Here is a 16,019-nt window from a genome sequence, read left to right on the forward strand (position 1 = left end):
GCGTTTTGGATTACACTTGGCGAAGTGTCTTACCCAGAGAATGTTGATGGTTCCACATCTTGTTACAGCCTTAACCGGTCCGCTACTGGACCTCGAAAAACGAATGCTCGACAAAACCACCGAAATCGAAAGATGGTTTCGCATGGCCTGGAACGAGAATACTCCACCGTTCTACAGTTCAGTCGATGTGCGCAATGCCGGTTTCAAGCTTGCCCCTGTTGACACCAATCTGTTTCCCGGGGGGTTCAACAATCTTGCGCCCGACATGATGCCGCTGGCCATTCAGGCGGCCATGAGCGCGATTGAGAAAATTTGCCCCGAGGCGCGCAGCATGGTACTTGTGCCTGAAAACCACACCCGCAACACTTTTTACTTAAGCAACGTGGCCCGCTTGGCTGCAATTTTGAAACAAACAGGCCTGGACATTCGTTTGGGTTCGGTGTCGCCGGAAATTACCGAGCCTACCCGCTTCGATTTGCCCGATGGTCAATTCATCGTACTCGAACCCTTGAAGCGCTATGGCAACCGGGTGGGTGTAGACGGCTTGGAGCCCTGCGCGATATTGTTGAACAACGATTTGTCGGCTGGTGTGCCGCACATCCTTCAAGGCATCAAAGACCAAATTCTGTTGCCACCATTGCATGCTGGCTGGGCCACACGCCGCAAAAGCGAGCATTTCAAGGCTTACGATTCGGTCGTTGATGCCTTTGCCGAGATGCTGGAAATCGACCCCTGGCTGATCAATCCCTATTTCACGCACCGCAATCAACTTAATTTTCAGGAACGCGTGGGTGAAGAGGCTTTGGCGCAGGCTGTGGATGAAGTGCTGGCCAAAACCCGTAAAAAATATGCTGAATATGGCATTGAAGAACAACCCTACGTGGTGGTGAAGGCAGATGCCGGTACTTACGGCATGGGCATCATGACCGTGAAAGACGCCTCGGAAGTGGTGGGCTTGAACCGCAAGCAGCGCAACAAAATGTCGGTGGTCAAAGAAGGTTTGCAGGTGTCTGACGTGATTATTCAAGAGGGAGTACACACCTTCGAGAGCATTGAAGATGCCGTGGCCGAACCCGTGGTCTACATGATTGACCGTTACGTGGTGGGCGGTTTTTATCGCGTGCACACTGGCCGTGGTCGCGATGAAAACCTGAACGCACCCGGCATGCACTTTGTACCCCTGGCCTTTGAAACGCCATGCAACACGCCCGATTGCAGTGACCGCCCCGATGCCGCCATGAACCGTTTCTACGCCTACGGCGTGATTGGCCGCCTGGCTGCCTTGGCGGCGTCACAGGAACTGGAGGCCACCGCAAGCGTGGAGTTGGCCGCATGAGCAGTCAAAGTTTCGTGTGCGTGATTGATCCACTGACCAGCCTGAACCCCAAAAAAGATTCAACCATCGCGATGATGGAGTCTGCGCAATCCCGTGGCTGGAAGGTCGGCGTGATCGAGGATGGCGGCATGCACTGGGCCACCGGTTCGGGCGTGCGTGCCCACGTGGTGTGGATCCTGATTGACCGCGCGAACAAGCCCTGGTTTAGCGAAGTGGGCCGCGAGGAAGTGGCGTTGAAAGACTTGGGCGCCATTGTGATGCGCAAAGACCCGCCTTTCGATGCAGAATTTGTAACGGCAACCTGGTTGCTGGAACAGGCTGAACGCGAGGGCGCACGCGTATTCAATAGTCCGCGCGCCATTCGTGATCACAATGAAAAATTCGCGATTGCGCAGTTTGAGCAGTTTGTGGTGCCCACCTTGGTGTCGCGCAATGCAGCACAACTGCGCGGGTTTTTGAACGAACACCCGGACGCGATTGCCAAGCCGCTGGACGGCATGGGTGGCACCTCCATTTTTCGCCTGAAAAAAGGTGACCAGAACACGGGCGTAATTCTGGAAACGCTGACTGACTACGGTCGAAAAACCGCCATGATTCAGCGTTATATTCCGGAAATTGTGGATGGCGACAAGCGCGTGTTGCTGATCAATGGCGAACCGGTACCTTTTTGCCTGGCGCGCCTGCCCAAGGAAGGCGAGCACCGCGGCAATCTGGCTGCCGGTGGTACAGGTCGGGCTCAACCGCTCAGCGAAAACGATTGGCACATCGCACGCACGCTGGGCCCTGAACTGAAAAAACGTGGTTTGTTGCTGGTGGGTTTGGACATTATTGGCGAAAATCTGACCGAAGTTAACGTTACCAGCCCCACCTGCTTCCGTGAGATCATGGATCAAACGGGCTTCCCCGTTGCAGACACATTTGTGCAGGCGGTGGAAACCGCCTTGCAGGAGGTGCGCTGATGCTGGGTTTGGTTTTGGTTACCCATGCGCCACTGGGCGACTCAATTGCCCAATGTGTGCAACACGTCATGGGCGGTGTGCCGGATGGTTTCGTGGTTGTTGATGTGCCTGCCACCGAAGACATCGACACCACCGTCAAGCGCATTCAAGACGCGGCACACCTGGTGCAAGCGGGTGCGGGTGTTGTGTTTCTGACAGACCTGTTTGGCGCAACCCCCTCGAATGCGGCGGTGCGCGCGGGCGCAGAATCGCTTAACCTGCCCACGGTTCTGGTGTCGGGTTGCAATCTGCCTATGGTGCTTCGTGCCTTGGGTTTTCGCGACATTCCCCTTAATGAAGTTGCCGAGCGTCTGGTCATGGGCGGTCGAAATGGCATTGTCAGCACGGGTGCTACAGCACCGCAACGTCAAACTTTTAACCCGGCAAAAAACGATGATTCAGCAAGAGATCACCATCAGCAATAAATTGGGCTTGCATGCCCGTGCTTCGGTCAAGTTGACGCAAACCGCCAGCCGATTCCAGTCGGAAGTGTGGATTGCCAAAGCAGGCCGCCGGGTGAATGCCAAAAGCATCATGGGCGTCATGATGCTGGCTGCAGGCAAGGGGCACGAAGTGGTTCTGGAAGCTGAGGGGAGCGACGAAGCCGAGGCCATTGCCGCCCTTGTGGCACTGATTGACGACAAATTTGGCGAAGGCGAGTAACTCATGACCCTGGCTTTGCATGGTATTGCGGTATCCAGAGGCATTGCGGTCAGCCGGGCCCTGGTATGGGACACGGCCATGCGGGACATTCCCCGCAACCGCATCGAAAAAAAGTCGGTGCGTTTCGAGAAAAAGCGATTCGACAACGCGGTTAAGCGCGTCACCGAAGAACTTGTTGAAATTCGCGCGCAGATCAGCGCAGACTCGCCTGCTGAATTTGACGCCTTTCTGAACCTGCACACCTTGATTCTGCAAGATCCAATTCTTTCAGAAGAACCCAAAAACCTCATTCAAAACAAACTGATCAATGCCGAGTGGGCCTTGATTGAGCAAATGGAAGTGCTGCTGGAGCAGTTCTCCGCGATTGAAGACGATTACTTTCGCGAACGCAACAGCGATGTGCGCCAGGTGGTGGAGCGGGTATTGAAGTCATTGCGTGGACATGCAACGGCTATGCCTTTGCCGCCCGAAGGTGAAAACGAAGACCCCTGGCTGATTGTGGCGCACGACATTTCACCCGCTGACATGGTGCAGCTCAAAGGCCGCCGCGTGGGTGCTTTTGTGACCGAGATGGGGGGCGCCACATCGCACACCGCCATCGTGGCGCGCAGCCTGGGCATTCCTGCCGTGGTGGGTGTGCCCCGTGCGCTTGAATTCGTGCACAACGGTGACCTGGTGGTGGTCGATGGCAAAATTGGCGCAGTGTTTCTTGACCCCGCCACCATGGTGGTTGATGAGTACCAGCGCAAGCAGGCCATTCTGGCTCTTTCACGCCAGCGGTTAAAACGCCTGATCACCACGGAATCCCGTACGCAATGTGGCCGCCGAATAGAATTGCTGGCCAATATCGAATTGCCTGAAGACATCAAGGGTGTGGTGGATGCGGGTGCCGATGGCGTGGGTCTGTTCCGTTCTGAATTCCTGTTTATGAACCGCAAGGAATGGCCTTCCGAAGACGAGCAGTTTGAAGCCTACCGCAAGGTGATCAAGGCCATGAAGGGCAAGCCGGTCACGGTGCGCACGCTTGATCTTGGGGCCGACAAAACCTTGCAGTTCGACGGGGCCAACAGCAGTGCCCCCCCGGTTTCAAGCACCTCTGCGCTGGGCTTGCGCTCCATTCGGTTCAGCCTGGCCGAACCGGCAATTTTTCTCACGCAAATACGCGCGCTGTTGCGTGCCGCGAAACACGGGCCCGTGAAAATCTTGCTGCCCATGTTGACCAATATTCGTGAAACGCGGCAGGCCTTGACTTACATCGACATGGCCCGTGAACAATTGCTGGAGCGGCGTTTTCAGGCCAATCAGGACGTGCCCATTGGCGGCATGATCGAAGTGCCGGCAACTGCACTTAGCCTGCCCCATTTCCTGAATTATCTGGATTACGTGTCAATTGGTACCAACGATCTGATCCAGTACACGCTGGCCGTGGACCGGGTAGATCACCAGGTGGCGCATCTTTATGATCCTTTGCACCCGGCGGTTCTTCGTTTGGTCTACGAAGTCATTTCATGTGCTGACAAAGCGGGTGTGCCTGTCAGCGTGTGCGGCGAAATGGCAGGCGACATTCGCCTGACCCGTTTGTTGTTGGGCATGGGCTTGACGCAGTATTCCATGCACCCTTCGCAGTTGCTGGACGTGAAAGAGCTGCTGTTGAAAACAGACTTCGGGCACACACAGAAGCTGGTCAAAAAAATGATTCGAACTTTCGACATCGAGAAAATTGATGGGCTGATGCGTCAACTGCACAACGACTAAGCCGCCACTTTGCACCCCGACCCGCATTTGAACTGCTTGGGCCAGCAGTTTGCGATTTATACTCAAAGGCTTGCAAGAACAAACAATCCAACTTTAGAAACGCCGTATTGTGTCTGCCAACCAGTCTGTGGGCTTTGTAAAGCCCGAACTTATTGAATTTACTGCACCGCTGTTGCTCGAGTGCGGTAAAACCCTGCCCAGCTATTCCTTGATGGTGGAAACCTACGGCACGCTGAATGCCGAGAAAAGCAATGCTGTGCTGGTGTGCCATGCCCTGAATGCCTCGCACCATGTGGCGGGCTTGTACGAGGGGGAAGAAAAAAGCGAAGGCTGGTGGGACAACATGGTAGGCCCAGGCAAGCCCCTGGACACCAACCGGTTTTTTGTCATCGGCGTGAACAACCTCGGTTCGTGTTTTGGGTCTACTGGCCCCAGCAGCATCAACCCCGAGACCGGCAAGCCTTATGGGGCCACATTTCCGTTTGTCACAGTTCAAGACTGGGTGAATGCCCAGGTGCGCCTGGCTGATCATTTTGGCATCCAGAAGTTTGCAGCCGTCATGGGTGGCAGCCTGGGTGGCATGCAGGCCCTGCAATGGAGCCTTAGTTACCCTGACCGCGTGGGCCATTGTATGGTGGTTGCGTCAACGCCCAAGCTGAGCGCGCAAAACATTGCCTTCAACGAAGTGGCCCGCCAGGCCATTGTGACTGACCCCGATTTTCACGGTGGCAATTACTACGAGCACGGCGTGGTGCCCAAGCGCGGCCTGCGTTTGGCCCGAATGATTGGTCATATTACCTACCTGAGCGGTGACGACATGGCCGAGAAATTCGGCCGCACGCTGCGCAACGGCGACTACAACTACGGGCTGGATGTCGATTTTCAGGTAGAAAGCTACCTGCGTTACCAGGGCGACAAGTTCGCAGATTATTTCGACGCCAACACCTACCTGTTGATCACCAAGGCGCTGGATTATTTTGACCCTGCACGGCACACGGGCGGCGATCTGGTCAAGGCGCTGGAAGCATCCAAAGCCAAATTCCTGCTGGTCAGTTTCACCACCGATTGGCGTTTTGCCCCCGAGCGAACCCGAGAAATTGTGGAAGCCTTGATGGCCAACCAGCGCGACGTAACCTACGCTGAAATTGACGCCCCGCATGGTCACGATGCCTTTTTGTTGACCGATCCGCGCTACCACAACGTGGTTCGGGGTTACTTTGAGCGTATCGCCAGGGAGCTCGCATGAAAAACCTGCATGCTGTGCCGCAAGACGTGCAACCCTTGCCCATCGTGGTGCCCCGGGCCGATCTTGATTTGATTGAAAGCTGGGTACCCATGGGCGCACGCGTGCTGGACTTGGGCTGTGGCGATGGCTCGTTCCTGGCTCGCTTGATGACAACCCGCAAGGCCAAGGGCTATGGTGTTGAAATTGACGACACCAATGTGCAGCGCAGTGTGGCCAATGGCGTCAATGTGATTCAGCAAGACCTTGAAAAGGGCCTGGCCATGTTCGAGGACCACGCCTTTGACGTGGTCATTCTTTCCCAAACCCTGCAGGCCATGCACAACACCGAACGCATCCTCAAGGAAATTGCTCGCGTGGGCAAGGAAGGCATTGTCAGTTTCCCCAATTTTGGCCATTGGTACCATGTGTGGTCCATTGCTTTGGGCCGCATGCCAGTGTCCAAGCAAATGCCCTATCAGTGGTACAACACGCCCAATATTCACCTGTGCACGCCCAAAGACTTCGAAGCACTGGTGGCCCAAATCGGGCATAAGGTGCTGGGCAAGCAGCTTTTCCTGAACGGCGAACCAGTTGAGTTTCTGGGCAACCTGCGCAGCACCCTGGCGGTGTATCGCTTCAAACCCCAGTTTGCAGCCTAGGGGCGGTTCATGAAAAACCTGCACACCACCCCACTTGAAAACGAGTACTGGCGGCAGGTTAAGCGAATTACCTGGCATCTGCTTGGGGTGTGGGTTGCGCTAATCCTTAGTGTTGTTTTGTTCATTCCCCAGCTTGGCATCACGGTTTACGGGGTGCCATTGTCTTATTGGGTCATCTCCAGTGTTCTTCTTTTAAGCTTTTTAGGTCTGGTTGCATGCTACGCATGGCGTATGGATAGGTTAGAATTAAAATTCAAACGAGCGGTGGAAAACAACCGCAACCCATCAGGAGACAGACATGAAGAGCAGCACCGGCGAGGTGGGGAAACCCCTCTCTGACACCCAACGCACGCCCCTGCGATTTGTCACAGGTTCATCCCTGTTCGACGGCCACGATGCTGCCATCAACATGATTCGCCGTTTGTTGCAAAGCCAGGGTGCGGAAGTCATCCACTTGGGGCACAACCGCTCGGTTCAGGAACTGGTCGATGCAGCCATTCAGGAAGATGCGGATGGCCTGGCGGTCAGTTCGTACCAAGGTGGGCACAACGAATTTTTCAAATACATGGTCGATGAGCTGAAGGCTCAACATGCGGGCCACATTCAGGTGTTTGGTGGCGGTGGCGGCGTTATTCTGCCGTCTGAAATTGAAGCCCTGCAAGCCTATGGCGTGAACCGCATTTACAGTCCGCATGACGGCCAGACCATGGGCCTTGAAGGCATGATCGGCGACATGATTGCACGCGCTGCACAGGTTCGCGACGCTCGCAAAAAGGCCGAAGTGAAGTGTACCCCCGACAGTATTCAAGCCTTGGCCAACAACTGGCAGCTACTCACCCAACTGATTACCCGCCTTGAACGCGACGAAGTGCCTGCGGTTGATTTGGACGCCATTCGTGCGCAAGCCAAAGCCAGCAAAACCCCTGTGCTGGGCATTACCGGCACCGGTGGTGCAGGCAAATCAAGCCTGACCGATGAATTGATTCGCCGCCTGCGCATGGACCATGGGGACGATTTGACCATTGGTGTGGTGTGTGTTGACCCATCGCGCCGCAAAACCGGCGGTGCCTTGCTGGGAGATCGCATTCGCATGAATGCGATTGGCCCGTGGGCCGCCAATGGCTCCAAAGTGTTTATGCGTTCACTGGCCACGCGCGATTCCGCGCAAGAAGTACCCGCCACTTTGCCCGACATCATTGCCCTGTGCCGTGCCACGGGGTTCGATGTGGTGTTGATTGAAACACCGGGCATTGGCCAGGGCGATGCCGCCATTGTGCCGCATGTGGATTTCAGCCTGTATGTGATGACACCCGAATATGGCGCAGCCAGCCAGCTTGAAAAAATCGACATGCTGGACTTTGCCGATTTTGTGGCCGTGAACAAGTTTGATCGCAAAGGCGCGCTGGATGCCCTGCGCGATGTGTGCAAGCAGGTGCAGCGCAACCGCATGGCGTTTACCAGCATGCCCGACACCATGCCGGTGTACGGCACACTGGCCAGCCGTTTCAACGACGATGGCGTCAGTGCCCTTTACAAGGCACTTCGTGAAGCACTGCCCATTGCCAAGCCCTCCAAAGGCCTGTTCAATGCGATTGACACCAAACACTCCACTACCATGAAAGCGGTGGTGCCTTCCGAGCGGGTGCGCTATCTGGCAGAAATTGTGCAGGCCGTACGCAGCTACAAGCTGCAGGTTCAAAAAGACGTGGTGGCTGTGTACGACCTGGAATGCATGGAACGCGCGCAAGCCCTGCTGCTTGAGCACAAGCCAGACAAAACCAAAGCCGTTGAAGCGCTGGACGACATTGTTGAATTAACCAACACCCGCATCAGCACAGCCGCACAACAGGCCATGAAAGATTATTCCAAGCTGGCCGAGGGCTACCGCGGTGATACGCTGACTTACGAGGTACGCGGCAAGGCCCTGCAAGCCCCGCTGACTGTGACCACGCTGTGTGGCTTGAAAATAAACCGGGTCAGCTTGCCCAGGTTCACCAGCCGCGCCGATTTGTTGAAATTCGTGATGCTGGAAAACTTGCCAGGCTACTTCCCATTCACTGCTGGCGTGTTTCCGGTTAAGCGCGAAAATGAGGACCCCACCCGCATGTTTGCCGGTGAAGGCGATGCAGCCCGCACCAATCGCCGTTTTAAAATGTTGAGCAGTGGCAGCGATGCCAAGCGATTGTCCACTGCATTTGATTCAGTCACCCTGTACGGCTTTGACCCTGACCTGCGCCCCGATATTTACGGCAAGGTAGGCACCAGTGGTGTGAGTGTGGCCACGCTCGACGACATGAAAGTGTTGTACAGCGGTTTTGATTTGTGCGCACCCAGCACCAGTGTGTCGATGACCATCAACGGCCCGGCGCCCAGCATTCTGGCCATGTTCCTGAATACGGCCATTGACCAGCAGGTGGACAAATTCACCGCTGAAAAAAAGCGCGCACCCAATGCAGATGAATACGCACAAATTAAGGCGGCTACTTTGAAAGCGGTGCGCGGCACTGTGCAGGCCGATATTCTGAAAGAGGATCAGGGCCAGAACACCTGCATCTTCTCGACTGAATTCAGTTTGCGCGTGATGGGAGACATTCAGCAGTATTTTATTGACCATGAAGTGCGCAATTTCTACAGCGTGTCGATCAGCGGCTATCACATTGCTGAAGCGGGCGCGAACCCGATTTCGCAACTGGCCTTTACGCTGAGCAACGGCTTTACTTTCGTGGAAGCTTACCTTGCGCGTGGCATGAAGATTGACGATTTTGCGCCCAACTTAAGCTTCTTCTTTAGCAACGGCATGGACCCGGAATACACCGTGCTGGGTCGCGTGGCGCGCCGCATTTGGTCCATCGCCATGCGCGACCGTTACGGTGCCAGCGACCGCAGCCAAAAGCTGAAATACCACATTCAAACCAGTGGCCGCAGCTTGCACGCACAGGAAATTGCGTTCAACGACATACGTACCACCTTGCAGGCATTGATTGCCGTGTACGACCACTGCAACAGCCTGCACACCAACGCGTATGACGAAGCGGTAACCACGCCCACCGAAGAAAGTGTGCGCCGCGCCATGGCCATACAGTTGATCATCAACAAGGAATGGGGCTTGGCCAAAAACGAAAACCCGAATCAAGGCGCATTCATTGTTGAAGAGTTGACTGAACTGGTGGAAAACGCGGTGCTGGTTGAACTGGATAGAATCAGTGAGCGGGGCGGCGTGTTGGGTGCCATGGAAACAGGCTACCAGCGCAGCAAAATTCAGGAAGAATCGATGCACTATGAAATTCAGAAGCACGACGGTACGCTGCCCATTGTCGGGGTGAACACTTTTACCAATGCGGATGAAAATGCAGATTCACTGAATTCGCTTGAACTGGCCCGTGCCACGGAAGAAGAAAAACTGAGCCAGCTCAAACGCCTTGCAGAATTTCAGCAGCGGCATGCTTCGGAAAGCGGACCCATGCTTGAACGATTGAAGCAAACCGCGATGGACGGTGGCAATGTGTTTGAAGTGCTGGTGGATGCGGTGCGGGTGTGTTCTCTGGGGCAGATTACGCAGGCGCTGTTTGAAGTGGGCGGGAAGTACCGCAGGTCGATGTAGGGGTTGATTGCGTTGATTGGTCGCGGTGGTTTTTGAGTCAACTCGGCGGGGTTGCCCGATTCCGCACAGAAAACCGCGCCCTTTTTTGCCAAGCACCCTTCAAACCTTTGTCAGTGGTTTGCTGCGCATCAGTCCTTCTTCATTGCTTTGAAGTTCAGAAAACTCGCACCTTCAAAGTACACTTTCATTTCCTGATTGTTCAGTGATACAACCCAAAAAGTCGAGGAAGATTTTCCGTTCTCATGGCAAATTGCTTGGGCTGTGTTTAAAGTCGATTCTGCTAAGCCGGTATTTTTTTCTGAGAATAGTTGGTTGGGCGGTACAGTTTGATTCAGTTGTTCAAACAATTCTTCGCGGCTGAGCTTGGTTGGTTTCAAAGAAATCGTTCCACCGCATTCGCTGAACAAATCAAATCCATTCTGAGGCGATTTGAAATCGAGTACATCGCCAACTCGCGGTTTTAGAACTTCATCAAGCATGGGGTCACATGCGAAAGCGCATGAGTAAGATTCGAAACGCCATTGCGTCTGTGTTGAATCCGTGGATTCTTCTTTGGACGCGTTGCAGGCTAAAAGAACAGCAGATACAGCAACGCTCAATAAGATCTGGAGTTTAAGCATGAAGAAAGCCCGCATTATTGATGTAGCTTGATATCGATTGTGTTGAGTAGTTTTTCAATCGGCGAAAGTAATGCTTTCGCTTTCCCCAGAAAGTGTTGCTGAATTTTACATACTCAACACCAGTCGAAGACTGGGATCCTATCCAACGCTCTTGGTCGATAACGATTCCCATGTGGTTCACAAAACTGCCAGTGGAGGGAAATATGATGATGTCGCCGGGCATTGCAGTATCAACAGTGTCGAATAATTGACTATCGATGAAACCTTGTACACTTGTTTGGAAGTGAGTCCTTTTTTCTGGGAACAGGTTACTAAAAACATAGCCAACAAATCCAGAACAATCGAATCCATTCAGAGTTTTCCCTCCCCAAACGTATTTTTTATCATCAACTAATTGATGAACTCGTTTTGCTTCAGAGACTATTCCTGGGCCGCTGCTTTGTAAATTGCCTGGAATTTAGGCTGAGTATCGCGAGGGGTCAAGTTTGGGGTCAAATGTGTAATCCGAATTGATTGAACTCACAAAGCGGACTTGCTCGGCACCCGGCTAGTGAGTAGTCCACGATAGGCGGAGTAGTTCAACCCAATCGGCGCCGATTAATGCGAGCTTTGCGTTAAAATCAACCCACCGCAGTACACAACAAGCAGCACCATGAAACTCAACGCTGATCTTTCCCAACGCGCAGTCGTCAACAGCAACAACGTTGAGTGGATTCCATCCCCAGCCCCCGGTGTTTGGCGCAAGCCGCTGGAACGCGATGGCGATGAAGTGGCACGCCTTACCTCCATTGTTCGTTACGACCCCGGATGTACTTTTCCTGAACATGAACATGGTGGCGGTGAAGAATTTTTCGTGCTGGAAGGCACGTTTGAGGACGAATTCGGCGCATACCCCGCAGGTACTTTCGTTAAAAACCCCGTGGGTACCAAACATTCACCCAAGTCCACGGCGGGGTGCACCATTCTGGTCAAGTTGCGCCACATGCGTGCGGAAGACCAAACACCTGTGGTCATCAACACCAACGCCGCAGAATGGCGACAAGGTTTGGTGCCCGGCTTGAAGGTGATGCCGCTGGACAGTTTCGAGACCCGCCACACTGCCTTGGTTCGCTGGGCGCCCGGCACTTATTTCAACATGCATCGCCACATGGGTGGCGAAGAAATTTTTGTGCTCGACGGCGTGTTCTCCGACGAAAATGGCGACTACCCGGCGGGCACCTGGATTCGCAGCCCGCATGCCAGTGTGCATACGCCTTTCAGCAAGGAAGGCTGCACCATTCTTGTCCGCACGGGCCACCTGGTCGACTGACAGCACAGCGATTGTGTCAAATCAGTGACTTGTCTCTTAGTGGGTTTCACCTCATCTTAAGCGCGCCTGTCCTGGTAACAGTTCCACAATCAACCGGACTGTCACCATGCTGTACAACATTCGCTTCGCATACATTCTTGCTACCCTGTTTTTTCTCGCTGCGTGCACCGGTAGCAGCAGCGATGATCCTGCAACTTCGACCCGCATTGAAGGGCAAGAAAAAAATACCTCGATCAACGCCGGAGAAAACTTGCAAGCGGCCGAAAGAAGCAACGTGACATTGACCGCGCAGGTTCAAACCAGCGATGACAATGCCGTGTTGGGTTATGCATGGTTTCCGGCAAATGAAAACACGGTGTACTTCGGTTCGGCAGGGCGTTCTGACGAGGCCGTGCTTGATCTTGTTTTGCCCCAGGTGAATGAAAACACACCAGCACTGTTTACCTTGCAAGTGCAATTCTCCGACGGTTCAGTGCTTGAAGACCAGGTACAAATCAACATTCAGAACACCTTTGACAACGCCTTGCCCGTGGTCAACACCACTGCTTCACCTGTCGGGTCGGACAATCGACTCATGGCCAGTGCCTGTGAGTCCACAGATTCAGATGGCACCATCCAAACCTATCAGTGGCGCAACGAAACGCTGAACACCCAGTATGAAGAAACAAGCTGCAACTTGAACGTACAACTTCCCAATTCCCCGGTGTCGCAAACCTACGCCGTTCGCGCCATGGCAATCGACAACGACATGGGCCTTGGTTTCAAACTGTTTGCAGTCACCACGCCCGATCGCGCGTCAAACACAGCACCCGTGATTCAAAACGCCACGGCCCTGCCCGAACCCGTGCGCCCCGGTGAAACACTGAACCTGACCGTGGAAGCCACCGACGCGGATGGCGACCCCCTGTTTTACCGCTGGACGCAAACAGGTGGCACAGGCGTGCCCTTGAGCAATGCCAACCGGGCCGAAGCGCAGGCACAAATTCCGGCAGACCTTGCCGATCAAACCTTGACCTTCAGCATTGAAGTGTCTGACCGCCAAAACTTTCAGGCTGGTGTTGCCCAGCGCACCGTGAATGCCAGTGTGCGATCCACTTCAACTGGCACACCTGAACTGCTTGCTGCACAGCAAGCGTCTGCCGGGCAATGCACGCCGTTTTACGGGGCTGGTTTGAATGGGCGGGGCTATGCGCACTTGCTGGGCGCCATGCATGAGCACACCGCTTATTCCGACGGGCAGGCCAACACCGACCCGCTACAGGTTTACCAGCAAACACGCGAACGCGGCATGAGTTTCGTGATGTCTTCGGACCATTCGGACAACCTGTCCATTCCGCTGGCCCTGCCCGACCCCGACAATTGCATGGACAATCCCTTGTCCTGTTTGATTTCCGACCCGGACAACCTGCCCAACAGTCTGACCAAGTGGCAAACCACGCTGGCGCAGGCTGAGCAGGTTACAGCGGAATCCCTTGGGCAGTTCACCGCCATGCGTGGCTTTGAATGGACATCTGACCGGTTCGGCCATGCCAATGTGTACCTCAGCACAAACAACATCAATGCGAAAACCGGCCCCGGCTATGCGGTGTCCATGGACCTGTTCTGGCAATGGTTTGTGTCGTCCCCGCAGCTTGGTGGCGGCGCCGATGGCCTGATGGTGTTCAATCACCCTGGGCGTGAAGATGCCCTGCACAGCGTGTTCCTGCAAATTGGTGAGGGCGCGGGCCAGGCCACCCGCATGGCTGGCGCGTTGAATTCGCTGAATGTGTTCCAGCAAGGCGATTCGGCCTATGCCTTCAACGACTTCAAATATGTTCCAGCAGCCGACTACCGGGTGGTGGGGGTGGAGGTGTTTGGCAAGGGCAGTGAATATGATAGCGATGGAAAATCGGGTTCGTGGTTTGGTCACGCACTCGACAAAGGCTGGTACCTTGGTCCGGTTGGTTCTGAAGACCACCACGCCACCGATTGGGGCGGCAGCAGCTTGCCAAAAACCGTGTTGATTGCGCGCTCGAATAATCAAGCCGACATTCGCGAAGCATTTCTGGCGCGCCGCTTTTACACAGTTGCCCAAGATGAAAACGTATTGCGCATGAACTTTGAGGCTGCGCAGGCCAACCAGCGCACGCCAATGGGCTCGCGAATTGGAACCCGCAACAACACGGTTCAGCTTGAATTCAATGTGGACAGTATCAACCCCACGGACCCACTTCAAGGCATGTCGATTGAACTGTTCAGTTCGCAATCCGGGCCAGCCAGCAATGCAGAAGGCCGCTACGTGCCACTTCAAACGCGAAATGGCAAGGCTGGGCGATTCACGGTAACACCTACCGAGGGCAAAAACTGGTATTTCCTGCGTGTGAAGCGTGGCGACCGGATTGTCGCCGTGAGCGCACCGATCTGGGTATTCAAGGGCAGTGATCCGTTGCCTGAGTGCACACCCGGTTAAAGTTCTTCCGCCCACCTCTTGAACTGGTTCAGGGAACCCTTGAACAAGTGATCCAGGTCGGCCAGGTGTTCATCCACAAATTCGCGCACCATTGAGCCGGTGCTGGCGGGCTCCACACGCAAGTGGGCCTCGCACTGGCCATCGGCGGTGCTGACCCGCATGTTCAGTTTGTGGGCAATGCGCAGCATCGCCTCATTGTCCATCAGGGTGAAGATGAACAACATTTCAATGCCCTCGTTGCGGGCGCGGCGCAACGCGCGCTGAAACAGCAAGGTGCCCAGGCCGTGCCTGCGCATGTTGGCATCCAGCGACAAACCCAACTCGGCCCCCTTGGGGGTTTTGCCGTCGGCAGCTTCATTCAGGGCCGCCAAATGCACCACACCCAGCAGCACATCGTCGCGCCCGAAAATTCCAAAAACTGAATCGCGTTCAAAGTCGAGGCTTGCCGTGTACTTTGCAATGGCCGCGTCGCCCAGTGCATAACTGAAACGCAAGCGGCGATCTGTTTCATTCAGGGCCAGCAAATGTGCAAGAATCAAGGGGCGGTGCGAATCGTCCAGTTCCACAATTGGAACTTTCGACAGCCCCAGAATGGATGCTGCCCTGCGCCCCAGCACGCTGGGGATATCAAACCATTCAATGGGCTCAGAGGACATAATGGACTCAACTGCAAAATTGTAAACATCGGAAATTTGCTTACATGATCCATCAAGACGAAAGCCCCCTGCAACCCAATGGCTTGCAAGTTGGAGGCTCTATTCAAATTCGCCAATTAGGCTTGGTCGATTATTTGCCGACCTGGGAGGCCATGCGAAATTTCACAGACGCCCGTGGGGGGCAGGATAGCGACCACATCTGGATTTGTGAACACCCCCCGGTTTTCACCTTGGGGCTTGCTGGTGACCCTGCGCATATGTTGCAGCGCAACAACATTCCCTTGGTCAATACCGATCGGGGTGGGCAAATCACCTACCACGGGCCGGGGCAAATTGTTATTTACCCGCTTCTGGACCTTCGGCATTATGGTTTGAAGGTGCGCGAATACGTGCAACTGCTGGAACAAAGCGTGATTGACGCGCTGGTGCAGGTGGGTGTGGCAGATGCCCAACGCAAACCCAATGCGCCCGGCGTGTACACATTTCACAACGGTGGTTTGGCCAAAATAGCGGCTTTGGGCATCAAGATCCGCAAGGGCTGCGCCTATCACGGCCTGTCCCTGAACGTGAACATGGACCTGAAACCCTTCCAGCAGATCAACCCGTGTGGGTATGAAGGCCTGGAAACGGTGGACTTGGCCACGATTGGTGTTAAAATTTCACTTCCTGAGATGCAAGTGCATCTGATGAAAAATCTGGTTCAACACCTTGAAGCTGCACGATCCGCAGCCAAGGCCTAAGGAGCAAC

15 protein-coding genes are annotated in these 16,019 nt (G+C 54.6%); 12 read left to right on the forward strand and 3 right to left on the reverse strand.

The features are described 5' to 3' along the window. Positions 1-46: 46 nt before the first annotated feature. The 9 genes from gshA to icmF all read left to right on the forward strand — a co-directional run bounded on the left by gshA (position 47) and on the right by icmF (position 10,237). A complete protein-coding gene (gene gshA, locus V7028_RS03695; RefSeq protein ID WP_334118754.1) occupies positions 47-1,336 on the forward strand; it encodes a glutamate--cysteine ligase in 1,290 nt (429 codons plus the stop codon). Further along, positions 1,333-2,295: a glutathione synthase gene (gene gshB, locus V7028_RS03700; RefSeq protein WP_334118755.1), complete on the forward strand. Its 963-nt coding sequence runs from the start codon at positions 1,333-1,335 to the stop codon at positions 2,293-2,295. The genes gshA and gshB overlap by 4 nt, the downstream gene beginning before the upstream one ends. Further along, positions 2,295-2,759: a PTS sugar transporter subunit IIA gene (locus V7028_RS03705; protein WP_334118756.1), complete on the forward strand. Its 465-nt coding sequence runs from the start codon at positions 2,295-2,297 to the stop codon at positions 2,757-2,759. The genes gshB and V7028_RS03705 overlap by 1 nt, the downstream gene beginning before the upstream one ends. After that, a complete protein-coding gene (locus V7028_RS03710) occupies positions 2,728-2,997 on the forward strand; it encodes an HPr family phosphocarrier protein (protein WP_334118757.1) in 270 nt (89 codons plus the stop codon). Before V7028_RS03705 ends, V7028_RS03710 begins: the two co-directional genes overlap by 32 nt. 3 nt (positions 2,998-3,000) lie before the next feature. Then, positions 3,001-4,752, forward strand: coding sequence for a phosphoenolpyruvate--protein phosphotransferase (gene ptsP / locus V7028_RS03715; RefSeq protein ID WP_334118758.1), 1,752 nt, complete (start codon positions 3,001-3,003; stop codon positions 4,750-4,752). A gap of 109 nt (positions 4,753-4,861) precedes the next feature. Next, entirely contained in the window at positions 4,862-5,998 is a 1,137-nt protein-coding gene (gene metX, locus V7028_RS03720; protein ID WP_334118759.1) for a homoserine O-succinyltransferase MetX, read from the forward strand. Further along, complete coding sequence (metW, locus tag V7028_RS03725) at positions 5,995-6,636, forward strand: methionine biosynthesis protein MetW (RefSeq protein WP_334118760.1); 642 nt, start codon at positions 5,995-5,997, stop codon at positions 6,634-6,636. Before metX ends, metW begins: the two co-directional genes overlap by 4 nt. A gap of 9 nt (positions 6,637-6,645) precedes the next feature. After that, on the forward strand, positions 6,646-6,975 hold the full coding sequence (locus V7028_RS03730) for a DUF4212 domain-containing protein (protein WP_334118761.1): 330 nt from the start codon (positions 6,646-6,648) through the stop codon (positions 6,973-6,975). Continuing rightward, a complete protein-coding gene (gene icmF, locus V7028_RS03735; protein ID WP_334118762.1) occupies positions 6,935-10,237 on the forward strand; it encodes a fused isobutyryl-CoA mutase/GTPase IcmF in 3,303 nt (1,100 codons plus the stop codon). Before V7028_RS03730 ends, icmF begins: the two co-directional genes overlap by 41 nt. Before the next feature lie 128 nt (positions 10,238-10,365). On the opposite strand, the gene V7028_RS03740 is transcribed toward icmF, so the two are convergent. Further along, positions 10,366-10,857, reverse strand: a complete 492-nt coding sequence (locus V7028_RS03740; RefSeq protein ID WP_334118763.1) for a hypothetical protein — start codon at positions 10,855-10,857, stop codon at positions 10,366-10,368. Next, the gene (locus tag V7028_RS15295) at positions 10,850-11,314 is read right to left on the reverse strand and encodes a C40 family peptidase (RefSeq protein ID WP_442918675.1); all 465 of its coding nucleotides are present in this window, start codon (positions 11,312-11,314) and stop codon (positions 10,850-10,852) included. Before V7028_RS15295 ends, V7028_RS03740 begins: the two co-directional genes overlap by 8 nt. Before the next feature lie 195 nt (positions 11,315-11,509). Here V7028_RS15295 and V7028_RS03745 point away from each other — a divergent pair, with 195 nt between their 5' ends. Then, positions 11,510-12,166: a cupin domain-containing protein gene (locus tag V7028_RS03745; protein WP_334118764.1), complete on the forward strand. Its 657-nt coding sequence runs from the start codon at positions 11,510-11,512 to the stop codon at positions 12,164-12,166. 106 nt (positions 12,167-12,272) lie between these two features. Next, positions 12,273-14,615, forward strand: a complete 2,343-nt coding sequence (locus tag V7028_RS03750; RefSeq protein WP_334118765.1) for a hypothetical protein — start codon at positions 12,273-12,275, stop codon at positions 14,613-14,615. Here the strand turns inward: V7028_RS03750 and V7028_RS03755 are convergent. Next, the gene (locus V7028_RS03755) at positions 14,612-15,271 is read right to left on the reverse strand and encodes a GNAT family N-acetyltransferase (protein ID WP_334118766.1); all 660 of its coding nucleotides are present in this window, start codon (positions 15,269-15,271) and stop codon (positions 14,612-14,614) included. The genes V7028_RS03750 and V7028_RS03755 overlap by 4 nt on opposite strands. 44 nt (positions 15,272-15,315) lie before the next feature. Here V7028_RS03755 and lipB point away from each other — a divergent pair, with 44 nt between their 5' ends. Further along, entirely contained in the window at positions 15,316-16,011 is a 696-nt protein-coding gene (gene lipB, locus V7028_RS03760) for a lipoyl(octanoyl) transferase LipB (RefSeq protein ID WP_442918673.1), read from the forward strand. Positions 16,012-16,019 lie beyond the last annotated feature (8 nt).

The organism is Limnobacter sp., from assembly GCF_036846585.1.
GTDB lineage: Bacteria > Pseudomonadota > Gammaproteobacteria > Burkholderiales > Burkholderiaceae_B > Limnobacter.